Source organism: Pseudomonas sp. LTGT-11-2Z (assembly GCF_003691445.1).
Classification (GTDB): domain Bacteria; phylum Pseudomonadota; class Gammaproteobacteria; order Pseudomonadales; family Pseudomonadaceae; genus Aquipseudomonas; species Aquipseudomonas monteilii.
The window spans coordinates 1018385-1042500 of the sequence record NZ_CP033104.1; the positions used below are offsets into that span (position 1 = coordinate 1018385).

The 24116-nt window shown below is 62.5% G+C and carries 23 protein-coding genes (1 of these 23 cut by a window edge); 15 read left to right on the forward strand and 8 right to left on the reverse strand.

The window, feature by feature from the left end; translation table 11 throughout:
- Positions 1 to 123: 123 nt before the first annotated feature.
- The 5 genes from D8767_RS04585 to dksA all read right to left on the reverse strand — a co-directional run bounded on the left by D8767_RS04585 (position 124) and on the right by dksA (position 6253).
- Positions 124 to 1569 carry a sigma-54 dependent transcriptional regulator gene (locus tag D8767_RS04585; protein WP_016712070.1) on the reverse strand — a complete coding sequence of 482 codons (1446 nt, stop codon included), beginning with the start codon at positions 1567 to 1569 and terminating at the stop codon, positions 124 to 126.
- A 4-nt stretch (positions 1570 to 1573) separates the two neighbouring features.
- On the reverse strand, positions 1574 to 4549 hold the full coding sequence (locus tag D8767_RS04590) for a sensor histidine kinase (protein ID WP_016712069.1): 2976 nt from the start codon (positions 4547 to 4549) through the stop codon (positions 1574 to 1576).
- Positions 4533 to 4709 carry a hypothetical protein gene (locus D8767_RS04595; protein ID WP_003250005.1) on the reverse strand — a complete coding sequence of 59 codons (177 nt, stop codon included), beginning with the start codon at positions 4707 to 4709 and terminating at the stop codon, positions 4533 to 4535. Before D8767_RS04595 ends, D8767_RS04590 begins: the two co-directional genes overlap by 17 nt.
- Before the next feature lie 146 nt (positions 4710 to 4855).
- Entirely contained in the window at positions 4856 to 5743 is an 888-nt protein-coding gene (gene gluQRS, locus D8767_RS04600; protein WP_033723974.1) for a tRNA glutamyl-Q(34) synthetase GluQRS, read from the reverse strand.
- 63 nt (positions 5744 to 5806) lie between these two features.
- Positions 5807 to 6253 carry an RNA polymerase-binding protein DksA gene (dksA, locus tag D8767_RS04605; protein ID WP_016501618.1) on the reverse strand — a complete coding sequence of 149 codons (447 nt, stop codon included), beginning with the start codon at positions 6251 to 6253 and terminating at the stop codon, positions 5807 to 5809.
- Between the two features lie 210 nt (positions 6254 to 6463).
- Between dksA and D8767_RS04610 the strand changes: the two genes are divergently transcribed.
- Together D8767_RS04610 and sfsA are read left to right on the forward strand one after the other, a co-directional pair.
- Positions 6464 to 7636, forward strand: a complete 1173-nt coding sequence (locus D8767_RS04610) for a pyridoxal phosphate-dependent aminotransferase (protein WP_016712067.1) — start codon at positions 6464 to 6466, stop codon at positions 7634 to 7636.
- Positions 7636 to 8349, forward strand: a complete 714-nt coding sequence (gene sfsA, locus D8767_RS04615; RefSeq protein WP_016712066.1) for a DNA/RNA nuclease SfsA — start codon at positions 7636 to 7638, stop codon at positions 8347 to 8349. Before D8767_RS04610 ends, sfsA begins: the two co-directional genes overlap by 1 nt.
- Here sfsA and D8767_RS04620 read toward each other — a convergent pair.
- A complete protein-coding gene (locus D8767_RS04620; protein WP_016712065.1) occupies positions 8339 to 8656 on the reverse strand; it encodes a Rieske (2Fe-2S) protein in 318 nt (105 codons plus the stop codon). The genes sfsA and D8767_RS04620 overlap by 11 nt on opposite strands.
- A gap of 148 nt (positions 8657 to 8804) precedes the next feature.
- Between D8767_RS04620 and D8767_RS04625 the strand changes: the two genes are divergently transcribed.
- The 4 genes from D8767_RS04625 to D8767_RS04640 are packed head-to-tail and all read left to right on the forward strand — an operon-like array spanning position 8805 to position 12387.
- Positions 8805 to 9689: a hemin ABC transporter substrate-binding protein gene (locus tag D8767_RS04625; protein ID WP_016712064.1), complete on the forward strand. Its 885-nt coding sequence runs from the start codon at positions 8805 to 8807 to the stop codon at positions 9687 to 9689.
- 50 nt (positions 9690 to 9739) lie between these two features.
- Entirely contained in the window at positions 9740 to 10723 is a 984-nt protein-coding gene (locus D8767_RS04630; RefSeq protein ID WP_161751379.1) for an iron ABC transporter permease, read from the forward strand.
- The gene (locus D8767_RS04635; protein ID WP_016712062.1) at positions 10723 to 11490 is read left to right on the forward strand and encodes a heme ABC transporter ATP-binding protein; all 768 of its coding nucleotides are present in this window, start codon (positions 10723 to 10725) and stop codon (positions 11488 to 11490) included. Before D8767_RS04630 ends, D8767_RS04635 begins: the two co-directional genes overlap by 1 nt.
- Before the next feature lie 12 nt (positions 11491 to 11502).
- The gene (locus D8767_RS04640; protein ID WP_016712061.1) at positions 11503 to 12387 is read left to right on the forward strand and encodes a ChaN family lipoprotein; all 885 of its coding nucleotides are present in this window, start codon (positions 11503 to 11505) and stop codon (positions 12385 to 12387) included.
- Between the two features lie 208 nt (positions 12388 to 12595).
- Here D8767_RS04640 and D8767_RS04645 read toward each other — a convergent pair whose 3' ends face one another.
- Both D8767_RS04645 and D8767_RS04650 read right to left on the reverse strand, forming a co-directional pair.
- Positions 12596 to 12874, reverse strand: a complete 279-nt coding sequence (locus D8767_RS04645; RefSeq protein ID WP_016712060.1) for a TfoX/Sxy family protein — start codon at positions 12872 to 12874, stop codon at positions 12596 to 12598.
- A 184-nt stretch (positions 12875 to 13058) separates the two neighbouring features.
- Positions 13059 to 14621 (reverse strand): bifunctional aminoglycoside phosphotransferase/ATP-binding protein, encoded by a 1563-nt coding sequence (locus tag D8767_RS04650; RefSeq protein ID WP_016712059.1) that lies wholly within the window; start codon positions 14619 to 14621, stop codon positions 13059 to 13061.
- A gap of 115 nt (positions 14622 to 14736) precedes the next feature.
- Between D8767_RS04650 and mrcB the strand changes: the two genes are divergently transcribed.
- The 9 genes from mrcB to msrQ form a co-directional block, all read left to right on the forward strand.
- The gene (gene mrcB, locus D8767_RS04655) at positions 14737 to 17058 is read left to right on the forward strand and encodes a penicillin-binding protein 1B (RefSeq protein WP_016712058.1); all 2322 of its coding nucleotides are present in this window, start codon (positions 14737 to 14739) and stop codon (positions 17056 to 17058) included.
- Positions 17059 to 17073: 15 nt separating this feature from the next.
- A complete protein-coding gene (locus D8767_RS04660; protein WP_016712057.1) occupies positions 17074 to 17874 on the forward strand; it encodes a M48 family metallopeptidase in 801 nt (266 codons plus the stop codon).
- A complete protein-coding gene (locus D8767_RS04665) occupies positions 17874 to 18206 on the forward strand; it encodes a YqcC family protein (RefSeq protein ID WP_016712056.1) in 333 nt (110 codons plus the stop codon). Before D8767_RS04660 ends, D8767_RS04665 begins: the two co-directional genes overlap by 1 nt.
- A 408-nt stretch (positions 18207 to 18614) precedes the next feature.
- The gene (locus D8767_RS04670; protein WP_026020528.1) at positions 18615 to 20339 is read left to right on the forward strand and encodes an acetolactate synthase 3 large subunit; all 1725 of its coding nucleotides are present in this window, start codon (positions 18615 to 18617) and stop codon (positions 20337 to 20339) included.
- Between the two features lies 1 nt (position 20340).
- Positions 20341 to 20832 carry an acetolactate synthase small subunit gene (gene ilvN, locus D8767_RS04675; RefSeq protein WP_003250040.1) on the forward strand — a complete coding sequence of 164 codons (492 nt, stop codon included), beginning with the start codon at positions 20341 to 20343 and terminating at the stop codon, positions 20830 to 20832.
- A gap of 55 nt (positions 20833 to 20887) precedes the next feature.
- Entirely contained in the window at positions 20888 to 21904 is a 1017-nt protein-coding gene (ilvC, locus tag D8767_RS04680) for a ketol-acid reductoisomerase (RefSeq protein ID WP_003250043.1), read from the forward strand.
- Positions 21905 to 22054: 150 nt separating this feature from the next.
- Positions 22055 to 22906, forward strand: coding sequence for a CDP-diacylglycerol--serine O-phosphatidyltransferase (pssA, locus tag D8767_RS04685; RefSeq protein ID WP_003250045.1), 852 nt, complete (start codon positions 22055 to 22057; stop codon positions 22904 to 22906).
- Between the two features lie 79 nt (positions 22907 to 22985).
- Entirely contained in the window at positions 22986 to 23999 is a 1014-nt protein-coding gene (gene msrP / locus D8767_RS04690) for a protein-methionine-sulfoxide reductase catalytic subunit MsrP (RefSeq protein ID WP_016712054.1), read from the forward strand.
- Positions 23999 to 24116, forward strand: the 5' end (the start) of a protein-coding gene (gene msrQ, locus D8767_RS04695) for a protein-methionine-sulfoxide reductase heme-binding subunit MsrQ (RefSeq protein ID WP_016712053.1). The gene runs 494 nt beyond the window's last position; only the first 118 of its 612 coding nucleotides appear in the window; it begins with the start codon at positions 23999 to 24001; its stop codon lies beyond the right edge, outside the window. The genes msrP and msrQ overlap by 1 nt, the downstream gene beginning before the upstream one ends.

The window sequence follows — 24116 nt, forward strand, 5'->3', positions numbered from 1 at the left end:
GCGGGGACTGATGTGTTACCTGGGTTTTCGCCGTGACAGGTTCAGCGCCTGTGAGATCAAGCGCCGCGCGGGCGGCGCTCGATCTCCCCGACGCCGCATATGCTGCGGCGTACGCCAGGCAGGTCAGTTATCGCTGGTAACGTTGCTCTTGCGCCGCGGGATGCCCAGGCGCTGACGGCGTTCCCAAAGGCACTTGCGGCTGACGCCAAGCTTGCGTGCCAGCTCGGTCTCGGTCATGTGATCCTGGTGTTCGAGCACGAAGTGCTGGAAGTAGTCTTCCAGCGACAGGTCTTCGGTCGGCTCGTGGCTGGCATTGGCAGCACTGGCTGCAACCAGGGCGTTGTTGAGGACTTCGTCCTCCTCCAGGTCGCCCAGTTCAATGTCGATGCCCAGCAGGTCGGCCGAAATTTCTGCGCTCTCGCTAAGAATCACCGCACGCTCCACGGCGTTTTCCAGCTCACGCACGTTACCCGGCCAGCTGTAATGACGAATGGCTTGCTCGGCTTCAGCCGAGAAGTGCAGGTCGTCGCGACCAATACGCGCGCGTTGGCGGGCGAGGAAGGCGCTGGCGATCTCGTTCACGTCACTGCCGCGCTCGCGCAGGGCAGGCAGTTTCAGGGCGATGACGTGCAGGCGATAGTAAAGGTCTTCGCGGAACTGGCCGGCCTTGGCCAGGTTCTTCAGGTCGCGGTGGGTCGCGGCGATCAGGCGCACATCGACCTTTTGCGACTGCACCGAACCCACCCGGCGAATCTCGCCTTCCTGCAGTACACGCAGCAGACGGGCCTGGGCTTCCAGTGGCAGTTCACCGATTTCGTCAAGGAACAGCGTGCCACCGTCGGCAGCCTCTACCAGGCCCGCACGCCCGGCGCTGGCACCGGTGAATGCGCCTTTCTCGTGGCCGAACAGTTCGGACTCGATCAAGGTCTCGGGGATGGCCGCGCAGTTCACCGAGATCATCGGTGCCTTGGCCCGGCGTGACAGGTTGTGCAGGGCGCGGGCCACCAGCTCTTTACCGGTACCCGACTCACCCTGGATCAGCACATTGGAGTCGGTGGGCGCAACCTTGCGGATCTTGCTGTACATGTCCTGCATGGGCGGGCATGAACCGATAATGCCGATTTCGCCATTGGCCGCAGCCGCGCTGGCTTTGTCGGCCGGGGCGGCCTTGCCATTGGTGGCGCGTGGCTCGGCAGCTGGTGCAGCGGCCGGAGCGTTCTGCCGGTCGCGCAAGATACGCGCCACGGCCTGCAGCATCTCGTCGTGGTCGAAGGGCTTGGCGATGTAGTCCACCGCGCCCATTTTCATCGAGTCCACCGCAGAGCGCAGGCTGGCGTAGCTGGTCATGATCAGCACCGGGGTACCTTGGCCGAGCTTGATCAGCTCGGTGCCAGGCGCACCTGGCAGGCGCAGGTCGCTGACGATGAGGTCGAAGGTGGCAATGCTGAAGCGTTCCTGGGCTTCCTGCACCGAGCCGGCTTCGCTGACCTGGTACTGGTTCCGCTCGAGCAGGCGACGCAAGGCCGAGCGGATGATGGTTTCGTCTTCGACGATCAGAATGTGCGGCATTGATTCAATTCTCTCGACGGTCTCGAATTTCAGGGGACGTCGCTACGACATGCCGGGGCAGGGTCACGCGGATCCGGGTGCCACGTTGCCGTTCGATATCGGCCGGGCTGTCGATGGTGATTTGCCCATAATGCTCTTCCACGATGGAATAGACCAGAGCGAGCCCCAGTCCGGTTCCTTCGCCCGGGTCCTTGGTGGTGAAGAAGGGTTCGAACAGGCGGTCCATGATGCTCTTCGGTATCCCGCTGCCCTCATCCTCGACGATCAGGTCGACGGTGTGCTCGCTCACTTCGCTGCGCACGCGCACGGCGCTGCCGGGCTTTGATGCGTCGCGGGCGTTGGAGAGCAGGTTGATCAGCACCTGGGCCAGGCGCTGCGGGTCCCCTTCGGCCCAGTGGTCCGGGTCGCAGAGGTTGAAGAACTGTACTTCGAAATTACGCCGGTTCAACGCCAGCAGACCGATGGCGTCCTGCGCCACTTCGGCCAGGCACACCGGCTCTTCGCTGTTCTGGTGGCTGCCGCCGGCATGGGCGAAGCTCATCAGCGACTGGACGATGCGTGAGACGCGCTTGGTCTGGTCGAGGATCTGGCTGGACAGCTCGATGATTTCGCCATCACCTTCACGTTCCTCACGAAGGTTTTGCGCCAGGCAGGCGATGCCGGTAATCGGGTTGCCGATTTCGTGGGCTACGCCAGCGGCCAGGCGGCCGATGCTGGCCAGGCGCTCGGAATGCACCAGCTTGTCTTCCAGTGCCTGGGTTTCGGTCAGGTCTTCCACCAGCAGCACCAGGCCGCTGTTTCCGGGTGCCAGCGGCTCGTCGATGGCGGCCTTGTGCAGGTTCAGCCAGCGCGGCTGGCCGTCCAGCGCCAGGCGCTGCTTGTGCAGGTGTTCGTCGGGCACGTTGATGAAGCCTTGCAGCAGGCCGCGCCAAGGCTCGTCGATGGTGACCAGACGCGAGCCGACCACATGCTTGGCGGCGATGCCGGTGAGCTCTTCCATGGCCTTGTTCCACATCAGGATTTCCTGGTCCTTGGCCAGCGAGCAGACGCCCATGGGCAGCTCCTGCAGGGTCTGGCGGTGGTAACGGCGTAGGGCATCGAGCTCTGCGGCAAGGCCGGTCAGGCGCGAGTGGTAGTCTTCCAGGCGGCTTTCGATGAAATGGATGTCTTCGGTCACGTAGTTTTCGTTACCGGACTTGTACGGCAGGAAGGTCTCGACCATGTCCTGGGCCACGCTCGGTCCCATCAACCCGGACAGGTTGGCTTCGATGCGGTCTCGCAGGCGACGCAGGGCATAGGGGCGGCGCTCGTCGAACGGCAGGTAGAGGTCACGCAGGGCCTGCTCCACTTCCTTTTGTGCGGCCTTGGCGCCCAGCGGTTTGGCCAGCTGGGTGGCGAACTCCTGGGGCGAGGCAGCGTGCAGCTCGCGGCGCTGCGGACGGCGCACGTTGTCCACCGCGCAGGCTTCGGCGGCGCTGACTTCTTCGTTGCTGGCGTTGGTGAACAGCGAGATCAGGGTAAACAGCAGCACGTTGGCCGCCAGCGAGGCAATGGCCGCCATGTGCCAGCTGGTGTCGTCCAGCACATAGATCATGTCCAGCAGCGGGATGTAGAAGCCCTGCAGGTTGCCCAGCAGCGGCAGCAGCATGGTCACCATCCACACCAGGGTGCCGGCCAGCAGCCCGGCGATGAAGCCACGGCGGTTGGCTGTGGGCCAGTACAGCACCGACAGCACGCCGGGCAGGAACTGCAGGGTGGCGACGAAGGCGACGATGCCCAGGTTGGCCAGGCTCTGGTGGTTGTTCTGGGTCAGGTAGAACATGAAACCGGCAGTGATGATGGCAACGATCAGCGCGCGGCGGGTCCACTTCAGCCAGCGGTAGATGTTGCCCTCGGCCGGGGGTTGATACAGCGGCAATACCAGGTGGTTGAGGGCCATGCCCGACAGCGCCAGGGTGGTAACGATGATCAGGCCGCTGGCGGCAGACAAGCCGCCGATGTAGGCCAACAGTGCCAGTGCCTCGTTGTTGGCGGCAATACCCAGGCCCAGGGTGAAGTACTCGGGGTTGGTACTGGCGCCTAGGCGCAGGCCGGCCCACAGCACCAGCGGCACGGCCAGGCTCATCAGCAGTAGGAACAGCGGCAGGCCCCAGCTGGCGCTGACCAGCGAGCGTGGGTTGAGGTTTTCGGTGAAGGCCATGTGGTACATGTGCGGCATGACGATGGCCGAGGCGAAGAACACCAGTAGCAGGGTGCGCCATGGCCCTTCCTGCAGCGGGGTGTGCAGGGCGGCCAGGGCGGTCTGGTTCTGCAGCAGCCAGACTTCCAGTTCGTGCGGGCCGCCAAATACGCCATAAAGGGCGTAGAGGCCGATGCCGCCCAGGGCCAGCAGCTTGATCACCGATTCGAAGGCGATGGCGAACACCAGCCCTTCATGTTTCTCGCGCGTGGCGATGTGCCGCGAACCGAAGAAGATGGTGAACAGGATGATCAGCGTACAGAAGGCGAATGCCACCCTTGCCTTGACCGGCTCACCGGTGAGGATGCTGATCGAGTCGGCCACCGCCTGGATTTGCAGCGCCAGCAAAGGCAGCACGCCAATCAGCATGATGATGGTGGTCAGCGCCCCCGCCCAGGTACTGCGGAAGCGGAATGCCAACAGGTCGGCCAGTGATGACAGCTGGTAGGTGCGGGTGATCTTGAGGATCGGGTAAAGCAGCACCGGTGCCAGCAGGAACGCGCCGGACACGCCCAGGTAACAGGCGAGGAAGCCGTAGCCGTACTGGTAGGCCAGGCCGACTGAGCCGTAGAAGGCCCAGGCACTGGCGTACACGCCCAGCGACAGGGTGTAGGTAAGCGGGTGGCGAATGATCGAACGCGGGATGACCCCCCGCTCGCTGATCCAGGCCACGCCGAACAGCACCATGAGGTACCCGGCGCTGATCAGGATCATCTGGGTCAGGCTAAAGCTCATCGGCATCTCGTTGGCTCTGCAGGATGAAGGTGACGACGATCAGGATCAGCCAGAGCAGGTAAGGGCGGTACCAGGCTCCGGTCGGTTCGATCCACCAGTCCATGATGGCCGGGGAGAACAGGTAGATCCCCACGACCAGAAGCAGGACCAAACGATAGATGTACATGCTGGCCTCGATGGTTGGGCGCTGCGGGCTTGGACTTATTATTGGCGCAAATGGCGGGGGGGATGCTAGCGGGAAACCATAGGGTTCGCCAACGGTTTGAATTTAATGGGCTTTTGTTTTTTAAAGGTGGTTTGCCTGTGCCGGCCTCAGCGCAAATCAGCCTCTGGCACTGTGGCCCTCTGTGCAATCGCCTCCGGCCGCCACTGCTGGCGGGCCACTGCCAACACTTCAGCCGGCGTCGCCAGCAGCAACTCCGGGTCAGTCTCCTGCCCCAGCGCCCGCAACGCCCGCAACAACAGCGGCGTGGCATGCTCCGCCTGCAGGGGTGGCGAGCGGTACGATTTGCCCAGCTTGTGCCCATCCGGCTGCACGATCAGCGGAATATGCAGGTAGCGCGGCTGTGAGAAGCCCAGCAACTCCTGCAGGTACAGCTGACGCGGGGTGTTGTCGAGCAGGTCGGCGCCGCGCACGACGTCGGTAACACCCTGCCAGGCATCGTCCAGCACCACCGCCAGCTGGTACGCATACAGCCCGTCGCGGCGCTGGATGACGAAATCTCCCACTTCACGGCCCAGGTGTTGCTGGTACTCGCCCTGTACCCGGTCAGTAAAGCGGTAAATCAGCTCTGGCACGCGCAAGCGGATCGCCGCACCTTCACGGGCATGACCGGCGTTGCGGCACAAGCCTGGGTAGATGCCTTTGTAACCTTCCAGCTGCTTGCGCGAGCAGGTACAGGCATAGGCCAGGCCCATATTGAACAGGCGGTCGACTACTGCGGCGTAGGCATCGTGCCGCTGGCTCTGGAACACCACTTCGCCATCCCATTCCAGCCCGTAACGCTCCAAGGTTTGCAGGATTGCATCACGGGCACCGGGCATTTCCCGGGGTGGGTCGGTGTCTTCCATGCGCAGCAGCCAGCGGCCGTTGACGGCGCGGGCATCGAGCCAGGAGGCGAGGGCGGCGACCAGCGAGCCGAAGTGCAGGAAGCCGCTGGGGGTAGGGGCAAAGCGCCCGATGTAGCTGGAGTCGGTCATGGTCTGGCTGGGCATATAAATGAAACGGGGCGCATCGAGCGCCCCGTTCAGGTGGAAGAAAGATCAGCCTTTGCCGACCGTTTTTTCCTTTTTCTCGGCGATTTCCTTGCAGTCGAAGCACAGGTCGGCGGTCGGACGGGCTTCAAGACGGCGCAGGCCGATCTCGATACCGCACGATTCACACCAGCCGTAATCTTCGTCCTGGATCTTCTGCAGGGTCTTGTCGATTTTCTTGATCAGCTTGCGCTCGCGGTCACGGTTGCGCAGCTCCAGAGCGAATTCTTCTTCCTGACTGGCACGGTCGGCCGGGTCCGGGAAGTTCGCAGCTTCATCCTTCATGTGGTCTACGGTGCGATCCACACTCTGCATGAGCTCGCCTTTCCAGGCATTGAGAAGCTTGGTGAAGTGCTTCTTCATGGGCTCACCCATGTACTCTTCGCCCTTGGTCTCTTTATAGGGCTCGACACCGTACATGGTTTGACCGGTTTTTTGCTTTTCTACGGTGGACATGAATAGACCGCCTCTCACTCATCTGATCCAATGCGCAGGATGCTCCATCTCCGGCGACCGCCGGCCCTGCGACTGCGAGCCGCCGAACTTACCAGATAGATCGGGGGTGCGCTAGCCCGCCCGATCCTGCTTGTTGACACCGGCGCGAGCCGTACGTTCGGTGGCGTGCAGAGGTAGAATCTCTAGTTTAGACCCAATTGAGAGAAGGTCATGGCCCACCCCTACAGTGCGCGCAGTCGCGCCATCGAACCCTTCCATGTCATGGCACTGCTGGCCCGGGCCAACGAGCTGCAGGCGGCCGGGCACGACGTGATCCACCTGGAAATCGGCGAACCGGACTTCACCACTGCCACACCGATCGTCGCCGCCGGGCAGGCAGCGTTGGCCGCCGGGCACACCCGCTACACCGCTGCACGTGGGCTGCCACAACTGCGCGAAGCCATTGCCGGCTTTTATGGCCAGCGGTATGGGCTGAGTATCGACCCGGAGCGCATCCTCATCACCCCGGGGGGCTCTGGTGCATTGCTGTTGGCCACCAGCCTGTTGGTTGACCCAGGCAAGCACTGGCTGCTGGCCGACCCGGGCTACCCGTGCAACCGCCACTTCCTGCGCCTGGTCGAGGGTGGCGCGCAGTTGGTGCCGGTAGGGCCGGACGTGAATTACCAACTGACAGCCGACCTGGTCGACCGTTACTGGGACAAGGACACGGTGGGCGCTCTGGTCGCTTCGCCGGCCAACCCGACCGGCACCGTGCTGGGGCGTGACGAGCTGGCCAGCCTTGCCAGGGCCACCCATGAGCGTCACGGCCACCTGGTGGTGGACGAGATCTACCATGGCCTCACCTATGGCATGGACGCGCCAAGCGTGCTGGAAGTCGACGACTCGGCGTTCGTCCTGAATAGTTTTTCCAAGTATTTCGGCATGACCGGTTGGCGCCTCGGCTGGCTGGTGGCGCCGCCCGGCGCAGTGGCCGATCTGGAAAAACTGGCGCAGAACCTGTACATCAGCGCACCTAGCATGGCGCAGCATGCCGCTCTGGCATGCTTCCAGCCGGAAACCCTGGCCATTTTCGAAGAACGCCGCGCCGAGTTCGCCCGCCGTCGCGACTACCTGTTGCCAGCCCTGCGCGAACTGGGCTTCCGCATTGCCGTCGAGCCACAGGGCGCGTTTTACCTGTATGCCGACATCAGTGCCTTTGGCGGTGATGCGTTCGCCTTCTGTCGGCACTTCCTGGAAACCGAGCACCTGGCCTTTACGCCGGGCCTGGACTTCGGCCGCCACCTGGCCGGCCACCATGTGCGCTTTGCCTACACCCAGAGCCTGCCACGCCTGGAGGAGGCGGTGCAGCGCATTGCCCGTGGTCTGCGGAGCTGGCAAGGCTGATGCGTTTCTCTCCTTCACTTGAACAGGGCCGCCTGCTGCGCCGCTACAAGCGCTTTCTGGCCGATATCGAACTGGCCAGCGGTGAGCAGTTGACCATTCACTGCCCGAACACCGGCTCCATGCTCAACTGCATGCGTGAAGGCGGGCAGGTGTGGTTCAGCCGCTCCAACGACCCCAAGCGCAAGCTGCCGGGCACCTGGGAAATCAGCGAAACGCCGCAGGGTCGGCTGGCCTGTGTGAATACCGGGCGGGCCAATGCGCTGGTCGAGGAGGCATTGAGGGCAGGCGTGATTGTCGAGCTGGCCGGTTTCACGGCGCTCAAGCGCGAAGTGGCTTACGGCGAGGAAGGCAGCCGGATCGACTTTCGCCTGGAGTTTGACGGTGCGCCCGTGTATGTCGAGGTCAAGAGCGTGACTTTGGGCTACCCCGACAGCACGGTCGCAGCGTTCCCGGATGCGGTGACCCAGCGCGGTGCAAAGCACCTGCGCGAGTTGGCCACGCTGGCCCGGCAGGGCGTACGGGCGGTACAACTGTATTGCGTGAACCTGACCGGTATCGATGCCGTGCGCCCGGCCGAGGAAATCGACGGTGCCTACGCTCAGGCCCTGCGTGCCGCGGTAGCCGACGGAGTGGAGGTACTGGCTTACGGTGCCCGCCTGGACGCTGAAGGCATCGTCATCGACCGCCGGTTGCCAGTGCTGCTCAACCCTTGAACCAGATACCCTGGCTGTCTTCGTGGCAGCCCATGGGCTGAAGTTGCTCTCCTTCACAGGGGCCGGCCACACATTCGCCGCTTTCTATTAGGAACAGCGCGCCGTGGTGGGCACAGTGGATGAGGCTGGCGCTGTCATCCAGAAACGCGTCTTCTGCCCAGTTCAGCGGGATCCCCCGATGCGGGCAGCGATTGCGGTACAGGTACACCTGGCCCTGGCGGCGTACGCCGAACAGTTCGACGCCGTCTACGCTGAAGGCGCGGCTTTGGCCTTCGGCCAGGCCGTGGGAAGTACAAAGGAAGTGCATGGCAAGGACGACTCGTGAAACAGATGATGGCTTGACGCGCCAATGCGAATAATTATCAAATTGCCCGCATTCGCTGCGCCTGGCTACCTATGGTGCGCAGTTCTGCCGCCCGCCACAAGGCGCGCGGCCCGCCTTAAGAAGGAACCCGATGATGCGCCGTCCCGTCGCCTTGCTCGCGCTGTGCGCAAGCCTTGTGCTCTCTACCCAGGCCTTGGCGGCCGAGCTGCCGCAACGCTGGGTCAGCGCGGGTGGTGCCCTGAGTGAGTGGATAACTGCGCTGGGCGGTGAAGCGCGGCTGGTGGGGGTTGATACCACCAGCCAGCACCCGGCATCGTTGAAATCACTGCCTAGCGTGGGTTATCAGCGGCAACTGTCGGCAGAAGGCATCCTCAGCCTGCGACCGGATGTGCTGGTGGGCACCGAAGAAATGGGCCCGCCACCGGTGCTGGCGCAAATCCGCAAGGCGGGTGTGCAGGTGGAGTTGTTTTCCAGCAAGGCCGAGCTGTCGGCGGTGGATGAAAACCTCAAGTACCTGGGCCAGTTGCTTGGCGCCGAGCAGCAAGCGTCGGCGTTGGCGGCCAGTTACCACCAGCAACTTGAGGGTTTGCAGGCCAAGGTCAAGCAGGCCCAGGCAGGGCACAAGGCGCCGGGCGTGCTGCTACTCGTCGGGCATGCCGGTGCCAAGCCGCTGATTGCCGGGCAGGGCACTGCGGGTGACTGGCTGTTGGGCCAGGCGGGTGGGCGTAACCTGGCAGCGCATCAGGGTTACAAGAATTTCTCCAACGAAGCACTGGCCGCGCTGGACCCGGATGTGATCGTGTTCTCCGACCGGGCGTTGGCCGATGAGCAGGCCTTGCAGGCGCTGCTGAAAGAAAACCCCGCGCTGGCGGCGTCCCGTGCAGTGCGTGAGAAGCGCCTTGTATCGCTTGACCCAACATTGCTGGTCGGCGGTCTTGGGCCACGCCTGCCGGCTACCTTGCAGTCGCTGGCTGCCAACTTCTACCCGGCGGCCAAGGCCAGCTTTGCACAATGAAGCAGCGGGTGCAGCCACGTACGTTGTTCATTTGCCTGAGCCTGTTGTGCCTGTTGGCGGTCTGGCTGTCGTTGGCCTTGGGGCCGGTCAGCCTGCCGCTGTTCGACACCCTGCGCGCCGGCCTGCGCCTGCTGGGGCTGCCGATTGCGGCTGACGGCCTGCAACAGGCCGAGATGATCCTGGGCCAGATCCGCCTGCCGCGTACCCTGTTGGGGTTGGCGGTGGGCGCGGTGCTGGCGCTGTCCGGTGTGGCCATGCAGGGGCTGTTCCGTAACCCGCTGGCCGACCCAGGGCTGGTGGGGGTGGCCGCCGGGGCTGCGATGGGGGCTGCGGTCGCGATTGTCGGTGGTGCCTGGTTTGGTGGCATGCCGGAGGCCTTCGCGCCCTATTTGCTGTCCTTTTGCGCGTTTGTCGGGGGGCTTGGGGTAACCGCGCTGGTTTACCGCCTGGGGCGGCGCGATGGGCAGACAAACGTAGCCACGATGCTGCTGGCCGGTGTGGCCATGACCGCGCTGGGCGGTGCGGCCGTGGGGCTGTTCTCCTACCTGGCCGACGACGCTACCCTGCGCACCCTGACATTCTGGAACCTCGGGAGCCTGAACGGCGCGAGCTACGAGCGGCTGTGGCCGCTGCTGCTGGTGGCGGCGGGGGTAGCGGTGTGGCTGCCGCGCCGGGCCAAGGCACTGAATGCCCTGTTGCTTGGAGAGTCTGAGGCGCGCCACCTGGGTGTTGATGTGGAGCGACTCAAGCGTGAGCTGGTGTTCTGCACGGCGCTGGGGGTGGGGGCAGCAGTGGCTGCCGCTGGGCTGATCGGTTTCATCGGCCTGGTGGTGCCACACCTGGTGCGCTTGCTGGCCGGGCCTGATCACCGGGTGGTGCTGCCGGCTTCGTTGCTGGCGGGTGGCGTGCTGATGCTGTTTGCCGACTTGGCCGCGCGGCTGCTGCTGGCGCCTGCCGAGTTGCCGATCGGTATCGTCACGGCCTTTATCGGTGCGCCGTTCTTCCTGTTCTTGCTGATACGAGGGCGCAGCTGATGTTGCAAGTGGAAGGGCTGCACCTGCGGCGGGGCAGTAATGAGGTGCTGCATGACATTCACCTGCAACTGAGCCCGGGGCAGGTTGTGGGTGTGCTAGGCCCCAACGGTGCTGGCAAAAGCAGCCTGTTGGGGGTGCTGTGTGGCGAACTGGCACCGGACCGTGGGCAGGTAACGCTGCAGGGACGGCCACTGGCTGACTGGGGTGGGCAGGAGCGTGCCAGGCGCCTGGCCGTGCTGCCGCAGGTGTCCAGCCTGGGCTTCTCCTTCCGGGTCGAGGAGGTTGTGAGCATGGGGCGCATGCCGCATGGCACCGGGCAGCGGCGCGATGCAGAAATTGTCGAGGCGGCCTTGCAGGCGGCAGATGCCTGGCATCTGGTGGACCGCAGTTACCTGGCGTTATCGGGCGGTGAGCGGCAGCGAGTACACCTGGCCCGCGTGCTGGCGCAGTTGTGGCCGGGCGAAGAGGGCACCACGCTGCTGCTCGACGAGCCCACCTCGATGCTCGACCCGCTGCACCAGCACACGACGCTGGAGTCTGTACGCCGTTTCGCCGACCGTGGCGCCGCAGTGCTGGTGATCCTGCACGACTTGAACCTGGCGGCGCGTTACTGTGACCGTATCCTGTTGCTGGAACAGGGGCGCTGCCATGCCTTTGCCACGCCCGAGGCGTTGTTGACACCCGCAGCGTTGAAAGCGGTATACGGTATTGACGTGCTGGTGCAGGCACACCCGGAGCGTGGGCACCCGCTGATCATCACCCGCTAGGAGGCATTGCCGATGCGTCATCTGCTGCTGTCTGGTCTGATGCTATGCCTGATGCTGTCACTGGGTGGCTGCCAGGCCAGCTTGCCGCCATTACCCGCCTGGCAGAGCAGTGAAGGGCGCACGCATGCCGAGTTGGGGCACATCATCGACCTTGCCAGTGGACAGTTGATCAGCCCTGAGCAGTTGGTGCAGCGCTTGGCAGACGCTCCCCGAGTCATGGTGGGCGAGAAGCACGACAACCCCGATCATCATGCGCTGCAGCTTTGGCTGCTACGCGCTTTGCAAGCTCGGCGCGCGCAAGGCAGCCTCTTGCTGGAAATGCTGCAGCCAGAGCAGCAACCGCTGGTCGACAAGGTGCAGGCGCACGCTGTGCCGGCAGACTTGCCCAAGGCTCTGGCGTGGCAAGAGGGTTGGGATTGGACGTTGTACGGGCCGATCGTGCGTGAGGCCTTGCAGCTGCGCGTGCCGCTGCTGGCGGCCAACCTGTCGCCTGGCGAGATGCGCCAGGCTTATCGGCAGCCCGCTTCGTTAAAGGGTGATAAGTCCAATGCTCCAACGGTAAAGGCTGCGTTGCTGGAGCAAGTGCGCGCTGGGCATTGCGGGATGCTGCCTGAAAGCCAGTTGCCAGCGATGCTGGCCGTGCAGCAACAGCGCGACCGGCGCATGGCCGAGCGCTTGCTGGCGGCACCGCAGCCGGCGTTGCTGTTCGCAGGGGCCTTTCACGCGCGCAAGGACTTGGGCGTGCCGTTGCATCTGGCTGATCTGGGCGCATCGGGGCAGAGCAAGGTACTGCTGCTTACCGAGGTGGGCGAGCAGGTTGAGCCGGGCGAGGCGGACTACGTGTGGTACACGGCGGCGATGCCGGAGCAGGACTATTGCGCGCAGTTTCGTCAGTAATGTGAGCCGTGACAGGGTCACGCCAGGCGATACAAAACCTACAGGCAAAAAAAGACCCGGCAAATTGCCGGGTCAATAACCGTGATTAGCCTGATGAGGAGATAATCTGAGAGTCCGAACCAGGGGCTCTTAGCTTATCCAACCAGTCTCGCGACCAGTTGTGATAATCATAACAATTCTCATTTAGCCGTCAATCCCCTTTTCACGATTATTTTGGATTTTTTTGCGGAGGGTTCTTCGCGTCGAGTTGTTGGTTGAGTGCTTCTTTGCGTTCGAGCGGCAAATCGTTCCAGTGCATGTCCAGCAGGGCGCCTTCAATGGCATACAACAGCACCTTTGATGCGCGAAACCCTCGTGTCTTCACGGCCTGGTACGCACCCACCGCGCCCAGGCGGCGCAAATCCGATGCACTGTGAATGCCGGCTGCGTGCAGCCACTGCGCAGAGGTCTTGCCAAGGTTCTTCAGATGCTGCAATTCATCGTTCATCGAGCCTCCTTGCGATGGCTGAACGGGTCTGGGGGATAAATCGCGAGCAGGTCAGAGAGGAGTGTAGCGGGGGTTGGGAAATGCGCGGCCTTTTGCCATCGGGGGTGACGAGATGCCTTGAGCAGCATGTGCCGGCCTCTTCGCGGGTAAACCCGCGAGAGGCCGACACAGGAAAGCGGCGAACTTACAGCCCAGGCAAGCGCTGGCGAATCTGCTCGATCACCTGGTCCATGCTGCCGGCGGTCTGGGTATCGACCTGGGTGCTTTGCACAAGCTCCTGTCCATCCAGCGGCTCACGGCTGGCCTGTTGCGCCTTGACCACTTCCAGCGTGGCATCCGACGGGTCGCTGTTCTGCGCCTGGCGCTGCTCCAGCCAGCTGGCGATGACCGCATCCGGGGCGTGGCAGTCGAGGATCAGGAATGGCACACCGGTCTGGCTGGCAACGTCGGCCGCAGCCTGGCGCTGCTCACGCTTGAGGTACGTGGCATCCAGTACCACCGGGAAACCGGCACGCAGCACGGTTGCCGCCACTTCGTGCAGGCGCTGGTAGGTCGCTACATTGGCGTCCTGGCCATAGATACCGGTGCGCAGTTGGCCAGCGTCGGCCTGCTGTTGTTCACCGAACAGACGCTTGCGCTCGACATCAGAGCGCACGCGAATGGCGCCCAAGGCCTCCACCAGGCGCATTGCCACATGGCTCTTGCCCACTGCCGAAACGCCATGGGTGATGGCCAGGAGACGCGAAGGAATGGCGCTGTAGCTTTCTGCCAGGTTGGCGTAATTGCGGTAGGTGCGCAGGGTGGTGGCCCGTTGTACGCCATCGGCATTGGCCGGCATGCTGAACAGCGCGACCTTGGCCCGTACCAGGGCGCGATAGGCTTTGTAGAAGTTGAGCACTTCCAGGCCTTCATAATCCCCCGTCAGCTCCAGGTACTGGCTGATGAAGCGTCGTGCCAGGCACTTGAGGCCGCGGTCTTCCAGGTCCATGGCGAGGAAGCCGGTGTCGGCCCAGACATCGGTCTTGCGGAACGGTTCGTTGAACTCGATGCAGTCGAAGATCACCACCTGGCCGTTGATCAGGGTGGCGTTGCCCAGATGGATGTCGCCATGGCACTCGCGGGTGAAACCATTGGCCTTGCGTGAGGCAAACAGGCCTTGCAGCCGCTCGAAACTGCTCCGCGCCCAGGCTTGCAGGTTGTCCAGTTGCAGCAGGTCCGCCTTGTCGGTGAGGAATGGGCGGATCTGCTCGAAGTTCTGCTCGACCGGAGCCATGACGCTTTCAGGCGAACCGTAGGGCTGCTCGGCAGATACCTTGGGGGTCTGCAGGTGGAACTCGGCGATTTGCCGGGCCATCTGGTCGATGTGCGCGGCATTCAGTTCGCCGTTGGCCTGCAGGGTGCTGAGCATCTGCCCCTGGGGGAACTGGCGCATCTTCAGCGCGTATTCGATGGCCTCGCCTTCGCCACCGATCTGCGGCGCATCGACGCTACCGGTGATCGGCAACACTTCCAGGTAAAGGCCGTCGGTCATGCGCTGGTTCAAGCGCAACTCTTCGTTACAGAAATGCTGGCGCTGGTCCAGGCTGGTGAAGTCGAGGAATCCGAAGTTCATCGGTTTCTTGATCTTGTAGGCATACTCGCCGGTGAGCAGCACCCAGGAGATATGCGTCTCGATGAGCTGGAACCCATCCACAGGGTGAGGGTACAGGGCTGGGTTCTGCAACGCAGTGATAAGAGCTTGGCTCACGGCAAATCCTTCCGGGGCAAGGGAATTCGAATGCGCCATTATGGTCAATGGTGCCGTCCCTGCCTACCGCCGGGCCGTCTGCCCAGCCTTTATAAAGTGCGTATAATCCGCCGCCATGACCCGAACCCGAAATCCCCGTACCCCTCCGAAACGCCCGACCGGCCGCTCCCGCGCCTGGCTGGGCTGGGCTTTGAAGCTCAGCCTGGTAGGCCTGGTGATCGTTGCCGGCTTCGCGGTTTACCTCGATGCCGTTGTGCAGGAGAAGTTCTCCGGCAAGCGCTGGACCATCCCGGCCAAGGTGTATGCCCGGCCACTGGAGTTGTTCACCGGCCAGAAACTGAGCAAGAACGACTTCCTCACCGAGCTCGATGCGCTCGGTTACCGCCGTGAAAGTGCGGCCAACGGCCCGGGTGCTGCGGCGATCAACGGTAATACCGTCGACCTCAATACCCGAGGCTTCCAGTTCTACGAGGGCATGGAGCCGGCGCAGTTCGTGCGCGTGCGTTTCTCGGGCGATTACGTGGCGGGCCTTTCCGGCGCCAACGGCAAGGCACTGGATGTGGTGCGCCTGGAGCCGCTGATGATTGGCGGTATCTACCCGAAAAACCTCGAAGACCGCATCCTGATCAAGATCGACCAGGTGCCCAAGTACCTGCTCGAAACGCTGGTGGCCACCGAAGACCGCGACTTCTACAGCCACTTTGGCGTGTCGCCCAAGTCCATCGCCCGGGCCATGTGGGTCAACACCTCGTCCGGCTCGATGCGCCAGGGTGGCAGTACCCTGACCCAGCAGTTGGTGAAAAACTTCTACCTCAGCAGCGAGCGCAGCCTCAGCCGCAAGCTGACCGAGGCGATGATGGCGGTGCTGCTGGAGCTGCACTACGACAAGCGCGAAATCCTGGAGGCCTACCTCAACGAGGTGTTCGTCGGTCAGGACGGCCAGCGTGCCGTTCACGGCTTCGGTTTGGCCAGCCAGTTCTTCTTCAGCCAGCCGCTGTCGGAGCTGAAGCTGCACCAGATCGCCTTGCTGGTAGGTATGGTCAAAGGCCCGTCCTACTACAACCCGCGGCGTTACCCTGACCGCGCCCTGGCCCGCCGTAACCTGGTGCTGGACCTGGTGGCCGAGCAAGGCGTCGCCAGCCAGGCAGAAGTCGATGCAGCGAAGAAGATGCCGCTGGGCGTGACCAAGCGTGGCAGCCTGGCCGACAGCTCGTTCCCGGCCTTCCTCGACCTGGTCAAGCGCCAGTTGCGCCAGGACTACCGCGACGAAGACTTGACCGAAGAAGGGCTGCGTATCTTCACCAGTTTCGACCCGATCCTGCAGATGAAGGCCGAGACCTCCATGAACGAGACCTTCAAGCGCCTGGCGGGGCGTAAGGGCGCTGACGAGGTGGAGTCGGCAATGGTCGTGACCAACCCGGAAACCGGTGAAGTACAAGCCCTGATCGGCAGCCGCCAGGCAGGCTTCGCCGGCTTCAACCGGGCCATCGACGCTGTGCGCCCGATTGGCTCGCTGGTCAAACCGTCGGTGTACCTGACGGCGCTGGAGCAGCCGAGCAAGTACACCCTGACCAGCTGGGTGCAGGACGAGCCATTCTCGGTCAAAGGTGCCGACGGCCAGGTCTGGCGCCCGCAAAACTATGACCGCCGCCCGCACGGGACCATCTACCTGTATCAGGGGTTGGCCAACTCGTACAACTTGTCGACCGCCAAGCTCGGTCTGGAAGTGGGCGTGCCCAACGTGATCAAGACCATCGGCCGTTTGGGGGTGAATGTCGACTGGCCAGCCTTCCCGGCCATGCTGCTGGGTGCCGGCGGCATGTCGCCGATGCAGGTTGCGACCATGTACCAGACCATCGCCAACGGCGGCTTCAATACACCGATGCGCGGTATCCGCAGCGTGCTCACTGCCGAAGGCGAACCGCTCAAGCGCTACCCGTTCCAGATCCAGCAAACCTTCGACCCGGGCGCCATCTATCTGGTGCAGAACGCCATGCAGCGGGTGATGCGTGAAGGTACCGGGCGCTCCGTGTACAACACCCTGCCGCGCTCGCTGACCCTGGCGGGCAAGACCGGTACCAGTAACGACTCGCGCGACAGCTGGTTCTCCGGCTTCAGCCAGGACCTGCTGGCCGTGGTGTGGATGGGCCGTGACGATAATGGCAAAACGCCATTTACCGGTGCCACCGGTGCCCTGCAGGTCTGGACCAGCTTCATGAAGAAGGCCGACCCGCTGCCGCTGGACATGCCGCAGCCGGACAACGTGGTGCAGGCCTGGATCGACCCGTACACAGGTCATGGGTCTGATGCCAGCTGTCCGGGAGCGGTGCAGATGCCGTATATTCGCGGCAGTGAGCCCCCCGCCGGCGCGACCTGTGGCGGCGAGCAGGACCCAGTCGAATCGGTCATGGACTGGGTCAAGGGCTGGATGAACTAAGCACAGGCTGCATTGATGAGGTGTGACGTGAACAAGTGGCTGTTTCCTGCCGTGACGGCGCTGGCAGTGCTCCAGGGGTGCTCCAGCGTCCCGCGCGGCAATATTCCGGTGGTCGATTCGAGCACCCGCGTGTCCAACAGCGAACGCGTAACAGCCAACCGCACGGCGGGTGGCTATAACACGGGCACCGCCCAGGCGCAGACGCTACCCGAGGATTCTGGCGTCACCGTGATGATCCCGCAGGGCGCTGGCGCCTCGGGCATCCAGACGTTCCCGGCGGCCAATGGTGCGGCGCCAATCAGCACCTCGCCGATCACGCCTGGCCCGATTACCCCCGGCCCGGTAAGTTCGGCGCCAATGACCACCAATCCAAACCCGATCGCCGACGAACCCTTCGACATCGCCGCGATGAACAGCACCCCGCAGAGCTCCAGCGCGCCAACCGGCATTCCGCGCAGCAGTGCTGCCGGCGGGCTGTCTGCCGACGAGCAACTCGACGGCCCGGTACTGGCATTGCTGACCACCGCCAAGACCCAGCAGGGCAGTGGCGACTTCAACGGCGCCGCGTCTAGCCTGGAGCGTGCCCAACGCATTGCCCCGCGCGAGCCGCAGGTGTTGTACCGCCTCGCCCAGGTGCGCCTGTCGCAGGGTGATGCGGCGCAGGCCGAGCAGCTGGCGCGCCGCGCGCTCACTTACGCCAACGGCCGCCCAAGCCTGCAGGCCGAGCTGTGGAACACCATCGCCCAGGCCCGTGAAAAGCAGGGTGACAGCGCGGGTGCCGCACTGGCCCGGCAAAAAGCGCGGGTCAATTCGTAATGATCGAGCAACGCATTCTGGACATTGCCGACCACCTGTTGCTGATCGAGCGAGAGCTGCAGGTGCAAGGCTGGTGGGATGATGAACCGCCAAGCGACGAGGCATTGGCCAGTACCGTGCCGTTCGCCGTCGATACCCTCAGTTTCGAGCAATGGCTGCAATGGATCTTTCTGCCCCGCATGAAGATCATCATCGAGCTGGGCCACCCGCTGCCCAACGCGTCGAGCATTCTCGTCATGGCCGAAACCGTGTTTACCAACCGCCCGGAGCAAAGTCGTGAGCTTCGCCGCCTGTTGGCAGCTTTTGACCAATTGATCGCTCCTTCCGCCTGATTTCTTCAGTTTTTCCTTCAAGGGCCGCAGATTGTGGCCCTTTTTTTGCGAAATCTTATTAATTCTGCTGCTGAAGCGATTTTTAGTGGTGGCGGGAATTCATCTTGGGGAAAAATTGGCAATAATTTTTCTTGACTTGTTGGCGCCGAATCACAAGAATCCAACTTCCGCTGTAGAGGGACTGCCAGAAGCAGACCCGCTAAGCAGATCATGAGGTGCACACCCGCACCGACCTGTTACACCCCGCAACGCGTTACCTCGCGCTGGGTGGGAAAACCCCGCAACACTCTGGGGTGCTCCCAATACTTGCTCAGTCAGTGCTGACGTTCGCTCATGCTCTGCTTGGCAGTAAACCTATTAAGACCCGTCCAGTGAGGGCGGTATTCTGGCGTTTTAGAGGTGAACAACGTGGAGCTTTTATCTGGCGCTGAGATGGTCGTCCGCTTCTTGCGTGACGAAGGCGTTAAGCACATCTACGGGTACCCTGGTGGTGCTCTCCTGCATGTTTACGACGCACTGTTCAAAGAACCGGAAGTGGAACACATCCTGGTTCGTCACGAGCAGGCGGCAACCCATATGGCGGATGGCTACGCCCGCGCCACCGGCAAGGCCGGTGTGGTGCTGGTAACCTCCGGCCCGGGCGCGACCAATGCCATTACCGGCATTGCCACCGCCTACATGGACTCCATTCCGATGGTCATCCTGTCCGGCCAGGTGCCTAGCACCATGGTGGGTACCGATGCCTTCCAGGAAACCGACATGATCGGTATCTCGCGGCCGATCGTGAAGCACAGCTTCATGATCAAGAACCCGACCGAGATCCCGGAAGTTCTGAAAAAAGCGTTCTACCTGGCGCAATCCGGTCGCCCAGGTCCAGTCGTGGTCGACATTCCAAAAGACATGACCAACCCGGCTGAGAAGTTCGAATACGTCTACCCGAAAAAGGTCAAGCTGCGCTCCTACAGCCCGGCGGTCCGTGGCCACTCCGGCCAGATCCGCAAGGCTGCCGAAATGCTGCTGGCGGCCAAGCGCCCGATCGTCTACTCCGGCGGTGGCGTGATCCTCGGCGGTGGCTCCGAAGCCCTGACCGAAATTGCCAAGTCGCTGAACCTGCCGGTCACCAATACCTTGATGGGCCTCGGTGGCTTCCCGGGTACCGACCGCCAGTTCCTCGGCATGCTGGGCATGCACGGCAGCTTCACCGCCAACATGGCCATGCACAACGCCGACGTGATCCTTGCCGTGGGCGCGCGTTTTGACGACCGCGTGGTAAACGGCCCGGCCAAGTTCTGCCCGAACGCCAAGATCATCCACATCGACATCGACCCGGCGTCGATCTCCAAGATGATCAAGGCCGACGTGCCAATCGTAGGGCCGGTCGACAGCGTGCTCAGCGAAATGCTCGGCATCCTCAAGGAAATCGGCGAGCAGCCTGACAAGGTTGCGCTGGATGCCTGGTGGAAGCAGATCGACGAATGGCGTGGCAATGGCGAGCTGTTCCCTTACGACAAGGGCGACGGTAACGTCATCAAGCCGCAGAAAGTCATCGAGACCCTGTGCGAAGTGACTCATGGCGATGCCTTCGTCACCTCCGACGTGGGCCAGCACCAGATGTTCGCGGCGCAGTACTACCGCTTCAACAAGCCGAACCGCTGGATCAACTCCGGTGGCCTGGGCACCATGGGCTTCGGCTTCCCGGCGGCGATGGGCGTCAAGCTCAACTTCCCGGACCAGGACGTCGCCTGTGTGACTGGCGAAGGCAGCATCCAGATGAACATCCAGGAGCTGTCCACCTGCATGCAGTACGGCCTGCCGGTGAAGATCGTCAACCTGAACAACGGTGTGTTGGGCATGGTTCGCCAGTGGCAGGACATGGCCTACAACGGTCGTCACTCGCACTCGTACGTCGAATCGCTGCCTGACTTCATCAAGCTGGCCGAGGCCTATGGCCATGTGGGTATCCGCATCACCAGCCTGAAGGACCTCAAGCCGAAGCTGGAAGAAGCGTTTGCGATGAAGGACCGCCTGGTGTTCATCGACATCGCGGTTGACCGCAGTGAGCACGTCTATCCGATGCAGATCAAGGATGGCTCGATGCGTGACATGTGGCTGAGCAAGACGGAGCGTACCTGATATGCGGCACATCATTTCCCTGCTGCTGGAAAACGAACCCGGTGCTCTGTCCCGCGTGGTCGGCCTGTTCTCCCAGCGCAACTACAACATTGAAAGCCTGACCGTGGCGCCGACCGAAGACCCGACCCTGTCGCGTCTGACGCTGACCACCGTTGGCCATGACGAAGTGATCGAGCAGATCACCAAGAACCTGAACAAGCTGGTCGAAGTGGTCAAGCTTGTCGACCTGTCGGAAAGCGCTCATATCGAGCGTGAACTGATGCTGGTCAAGGTCAAGGCCACCGGTGCCCAGCGCGCCGAGATCAAGCGCACCACGGATATCTTCCGTGGCCAGATCGTCGATGTGACCGCCAGCGTGTACACCGTACAGCTGAGCGGTACCAGCGACAAACTGGACAGCTTCATCCAGGCGATCGGCACTGCATCGATTCTCGAAACCGTGCGCAGCGGCGTTACCGGCATTGCCCGTGGCGACAAAGTGCTCAGCATCTAAATTCAAAAATTAGCGATGGCTCCGCAGGGGCCGAGATATAACCAGGGGTATTTTCATGAAAGTTTTCTACGATAAAGACTGCGACCTTTCCATCATCCAGGGCAAGAAAGTCGCCATCATCGGTTACGGCTCCCAGGGCCACGCTCAGGCGTGCAACCTGAAGGACTCCGGTGTAGACGTTACCGTCGGTCTGCGTAAAGGTTCGGCTACCGTTGCCAAGGCTGAAGCCCACGGCCTGAAAGTTGCTGACGTTGCTACCGCTGTCGCTGCGGCTGACCTGGTCATGATCCTGACCCCGGACGAGTTCCAGGGCGCGCTGTACAAGAACGAGATCGAGCCGAACATCAAGAAGGGCGCTACCCTGGCCTTCTCGCACGGCTTCTCGATCCACTACAACCAAGTTGTGCCACGTGCAGACCTCGACGTGATCATGATCGCGCCGAAGGCCCCGGGCCACACCGTTCGCTCCGAGTTCGTCAAAGGCGGCGGCATCCCCGACCTGATCGCTATCTACCAGGACGCTTCGGGCAACGCCAAGAACGTCGCCCTGTCCTACGCTTCGGGCGTTGGCGGTGGCCGTACCGGCATCATCGAAACCACCTTCAAGGACGAGACCGAAACCGACCTGTTCGGTGAGCAAGCCGTTCTGTGCGGCGGTACCGTCGAGCTGGTCAAAGCCGGTTTCGAAACCCTGGTCGAAGCTGGCTACGCGCCAGAAATGGCCTACTTCGAGTGCTTGCACGAGCTGAAGCTGATCGTTGACCTCATGTACGAAGGCGGCATCGCCAACATGAACTACTCGATCTCCAACAACGCCGAATACGGTGAGTACGTCACTGGCCCGGAAGTCATCAACGAAGAATCCCGCAAGGCCATGCGCAACGCCCTGAAGCGCATCCAGGACGGCGAATACGCGAAGATGTTCATCTCCGAAGGTGCTACCAACTACCCATCGATGACCGCCAAGCGCCGCAACAACGCCGCTCACGGCATCGAAATCATCGGCGAGCAACTGCGTTCGATGATGCCGTGGATCTCGGCTAACAAAATCGTCGACAAGACCAAGAACTAAGTCTTATCGAAAGATTAAAAACGCGGCTTCGGCCGCGTTTTTTCGTTCTGGCAGTCCGCTTCTGGTATAAAGCAGACCAGTGGCCTGCCGTCAGAACCTGTTTCGCAGGCCCGTGTCGAACATTTTCCATCCTGTTGCAAGGTACCCTCCATGAGCGAACGTCCTGAAGAGCCGAACAAGCCCTCCGACGCCGAAAGCCTGCTACCTGTCGATGAGCACGTTGAAGAAGGGCATGACGCCGAAGGGCGCAAGGTGCGTCACCGCGGCATCTATTTGCTGCCCAACCTGTTTACCACCGCAAACCTGTTTGCCGGTTTCTATTCCATCATCAGCTCGATGAGCGCGCAGAGCGCCCTGAGTGCCGGTGACCCGCGTGAGGCGAGCAAGTACTTCGCCTTTGCCGCCATCGCCATCTTCGTGGCCATGGTGCTCGACGGCCTGGATGGCCGCGTTGCGCGCATGACCAATACCCAGAGTGCCTTCGGCGCCGAGTACGACTCGCTGTCGGACATGGTTGCCTTCGGCGTTGCCCCAGCCTTGCTGGCCTTCGGCTGGGCGCTGGGTGACATGGGCAAGGTCGGCTGGATGGTCGCCTTCATCTATGTGGCCGGTGCAGCACTGCGCCTGGCACGCTTCAATACCCAGGTCGGCACCGCCGACAAGCGCTACTTCATTGGCCTGGCCAGCCCGGCTGCCGCAGGTGTGGTGGCGGGTACCGTGTGGGCGTTCAGCGACTACGGCATCCAGGGCTCCAAGCTGTCGTTCCTGGTGGCGCTGTTGGTAGCGGCTGCCGGCATGCTGATGGTCAGTAACATCAAGTACAACAGCTTCAAGGAGCTGGACCTCAAAGGGCGCGTACCGTTCGTGGCCATCCTGGCGGTGGTGCTGGTGTTTGCCGTGGTATTCAGCGATCCACCGCGCATCCTGCTGCTGATCTTCCTCGCCTATGCGGCATCGGGGCCGATCCAGTTCCTGTTGAAGGCGCGCCGGCGCAAAGCGTAAAAATCGCTTAATGCTGGAATAACCCTCCGGCTCCATAGTCTTACTGGTACATCCGTTATCCAGTGCTGTGGAGCCGCCCATGCTCATCAAGCTTCCCAGGTCTTCCGAGTGCAAGGCGTCGGAGATCACCCCCGAAGGCATCTACCTTTCCCGTCGCACCCTGCTGGGTGGCTCGTTGGCCGGCCTGGCGCTGGGTGCGTTGCCGCGCATGGGGCTGGCGGCAGAGCCCAGTCGATATGCTGATGTCGAGGCAGGCAAGGCGCCAGGCTGGTTCAGTGACAAGCTTTCTTCTGCTCACTGGCAGGCTGTGACGGTGCAGGGGGAGGCGATTACGCCTTTCAAGGATGCCACCCACTACAACAACTTCTATGAATTCGGCCCTGACAAGGGCGACCCGGCGGCTTATGGCGACAGCCTGCAGACCGAGCCATGGTCGGTTGTAGTGGATGGTGAGGTAGGTAAGCCAGGCCGCTATGCGCTGGAAGACTTCGTTAAACCCTATCAGCTTGAAGAGCGCATCTACCGGTTGCGTTGCGTCGAAGCCTGGTCGATGGTCATTCCCTGGTTGGGCATTCCCTTGGCGCAGGTGCTCAAGCAGGTCGAGCCGACTTCGAAGGCGCGCTACGTGCGCTTCGAGACATTGAAAGACCCGCAGCATCTGCCGGGGCAGCGCTCCGGGTTCGCCCTGATCGACTGGCCTTATAGAGAGGGGTTGCGGCTGGATGAAGCAATGCACCCGCTGGCGATCCTGGCGGTGGGCATGTATGGGCGGGTGTTACCCAACCAGAATGGAGCGCCGTTGCGGTTGGTGGTGCCCTGGAAGTATGGCTTCAAGAGCATCAAGTCGATCGTGCGCATCAGCCTAGTGGCTGAACAGCCCGGGACCACTTGGCAAGGGTTGGCGCCGGATGAGTATGGCTTCTATGCCAACGTGAACCCGACGGTCGACCACCCGCGCTGGACCCAGGCGCGTGAGCGGCGGTTGCCCAGCGGGTTGTTCAGCCCCAATGTGCGCGAAACACAGATGTTCAATGGCTACGCTGATGAAGTGGCTTCACTGTACAGCGGGCTGGATCTGCGGAAGAACTATTGATGCGCTATCCCTGGTTTCGCCTGGCCATCTTCGTTATGGGGTGCCTGTTCCCGGCGTGGTGGTTGTATGAGGCAGCGATGAATCTGCTGGGGCCGGACCCCGGCAAGATCATGATGG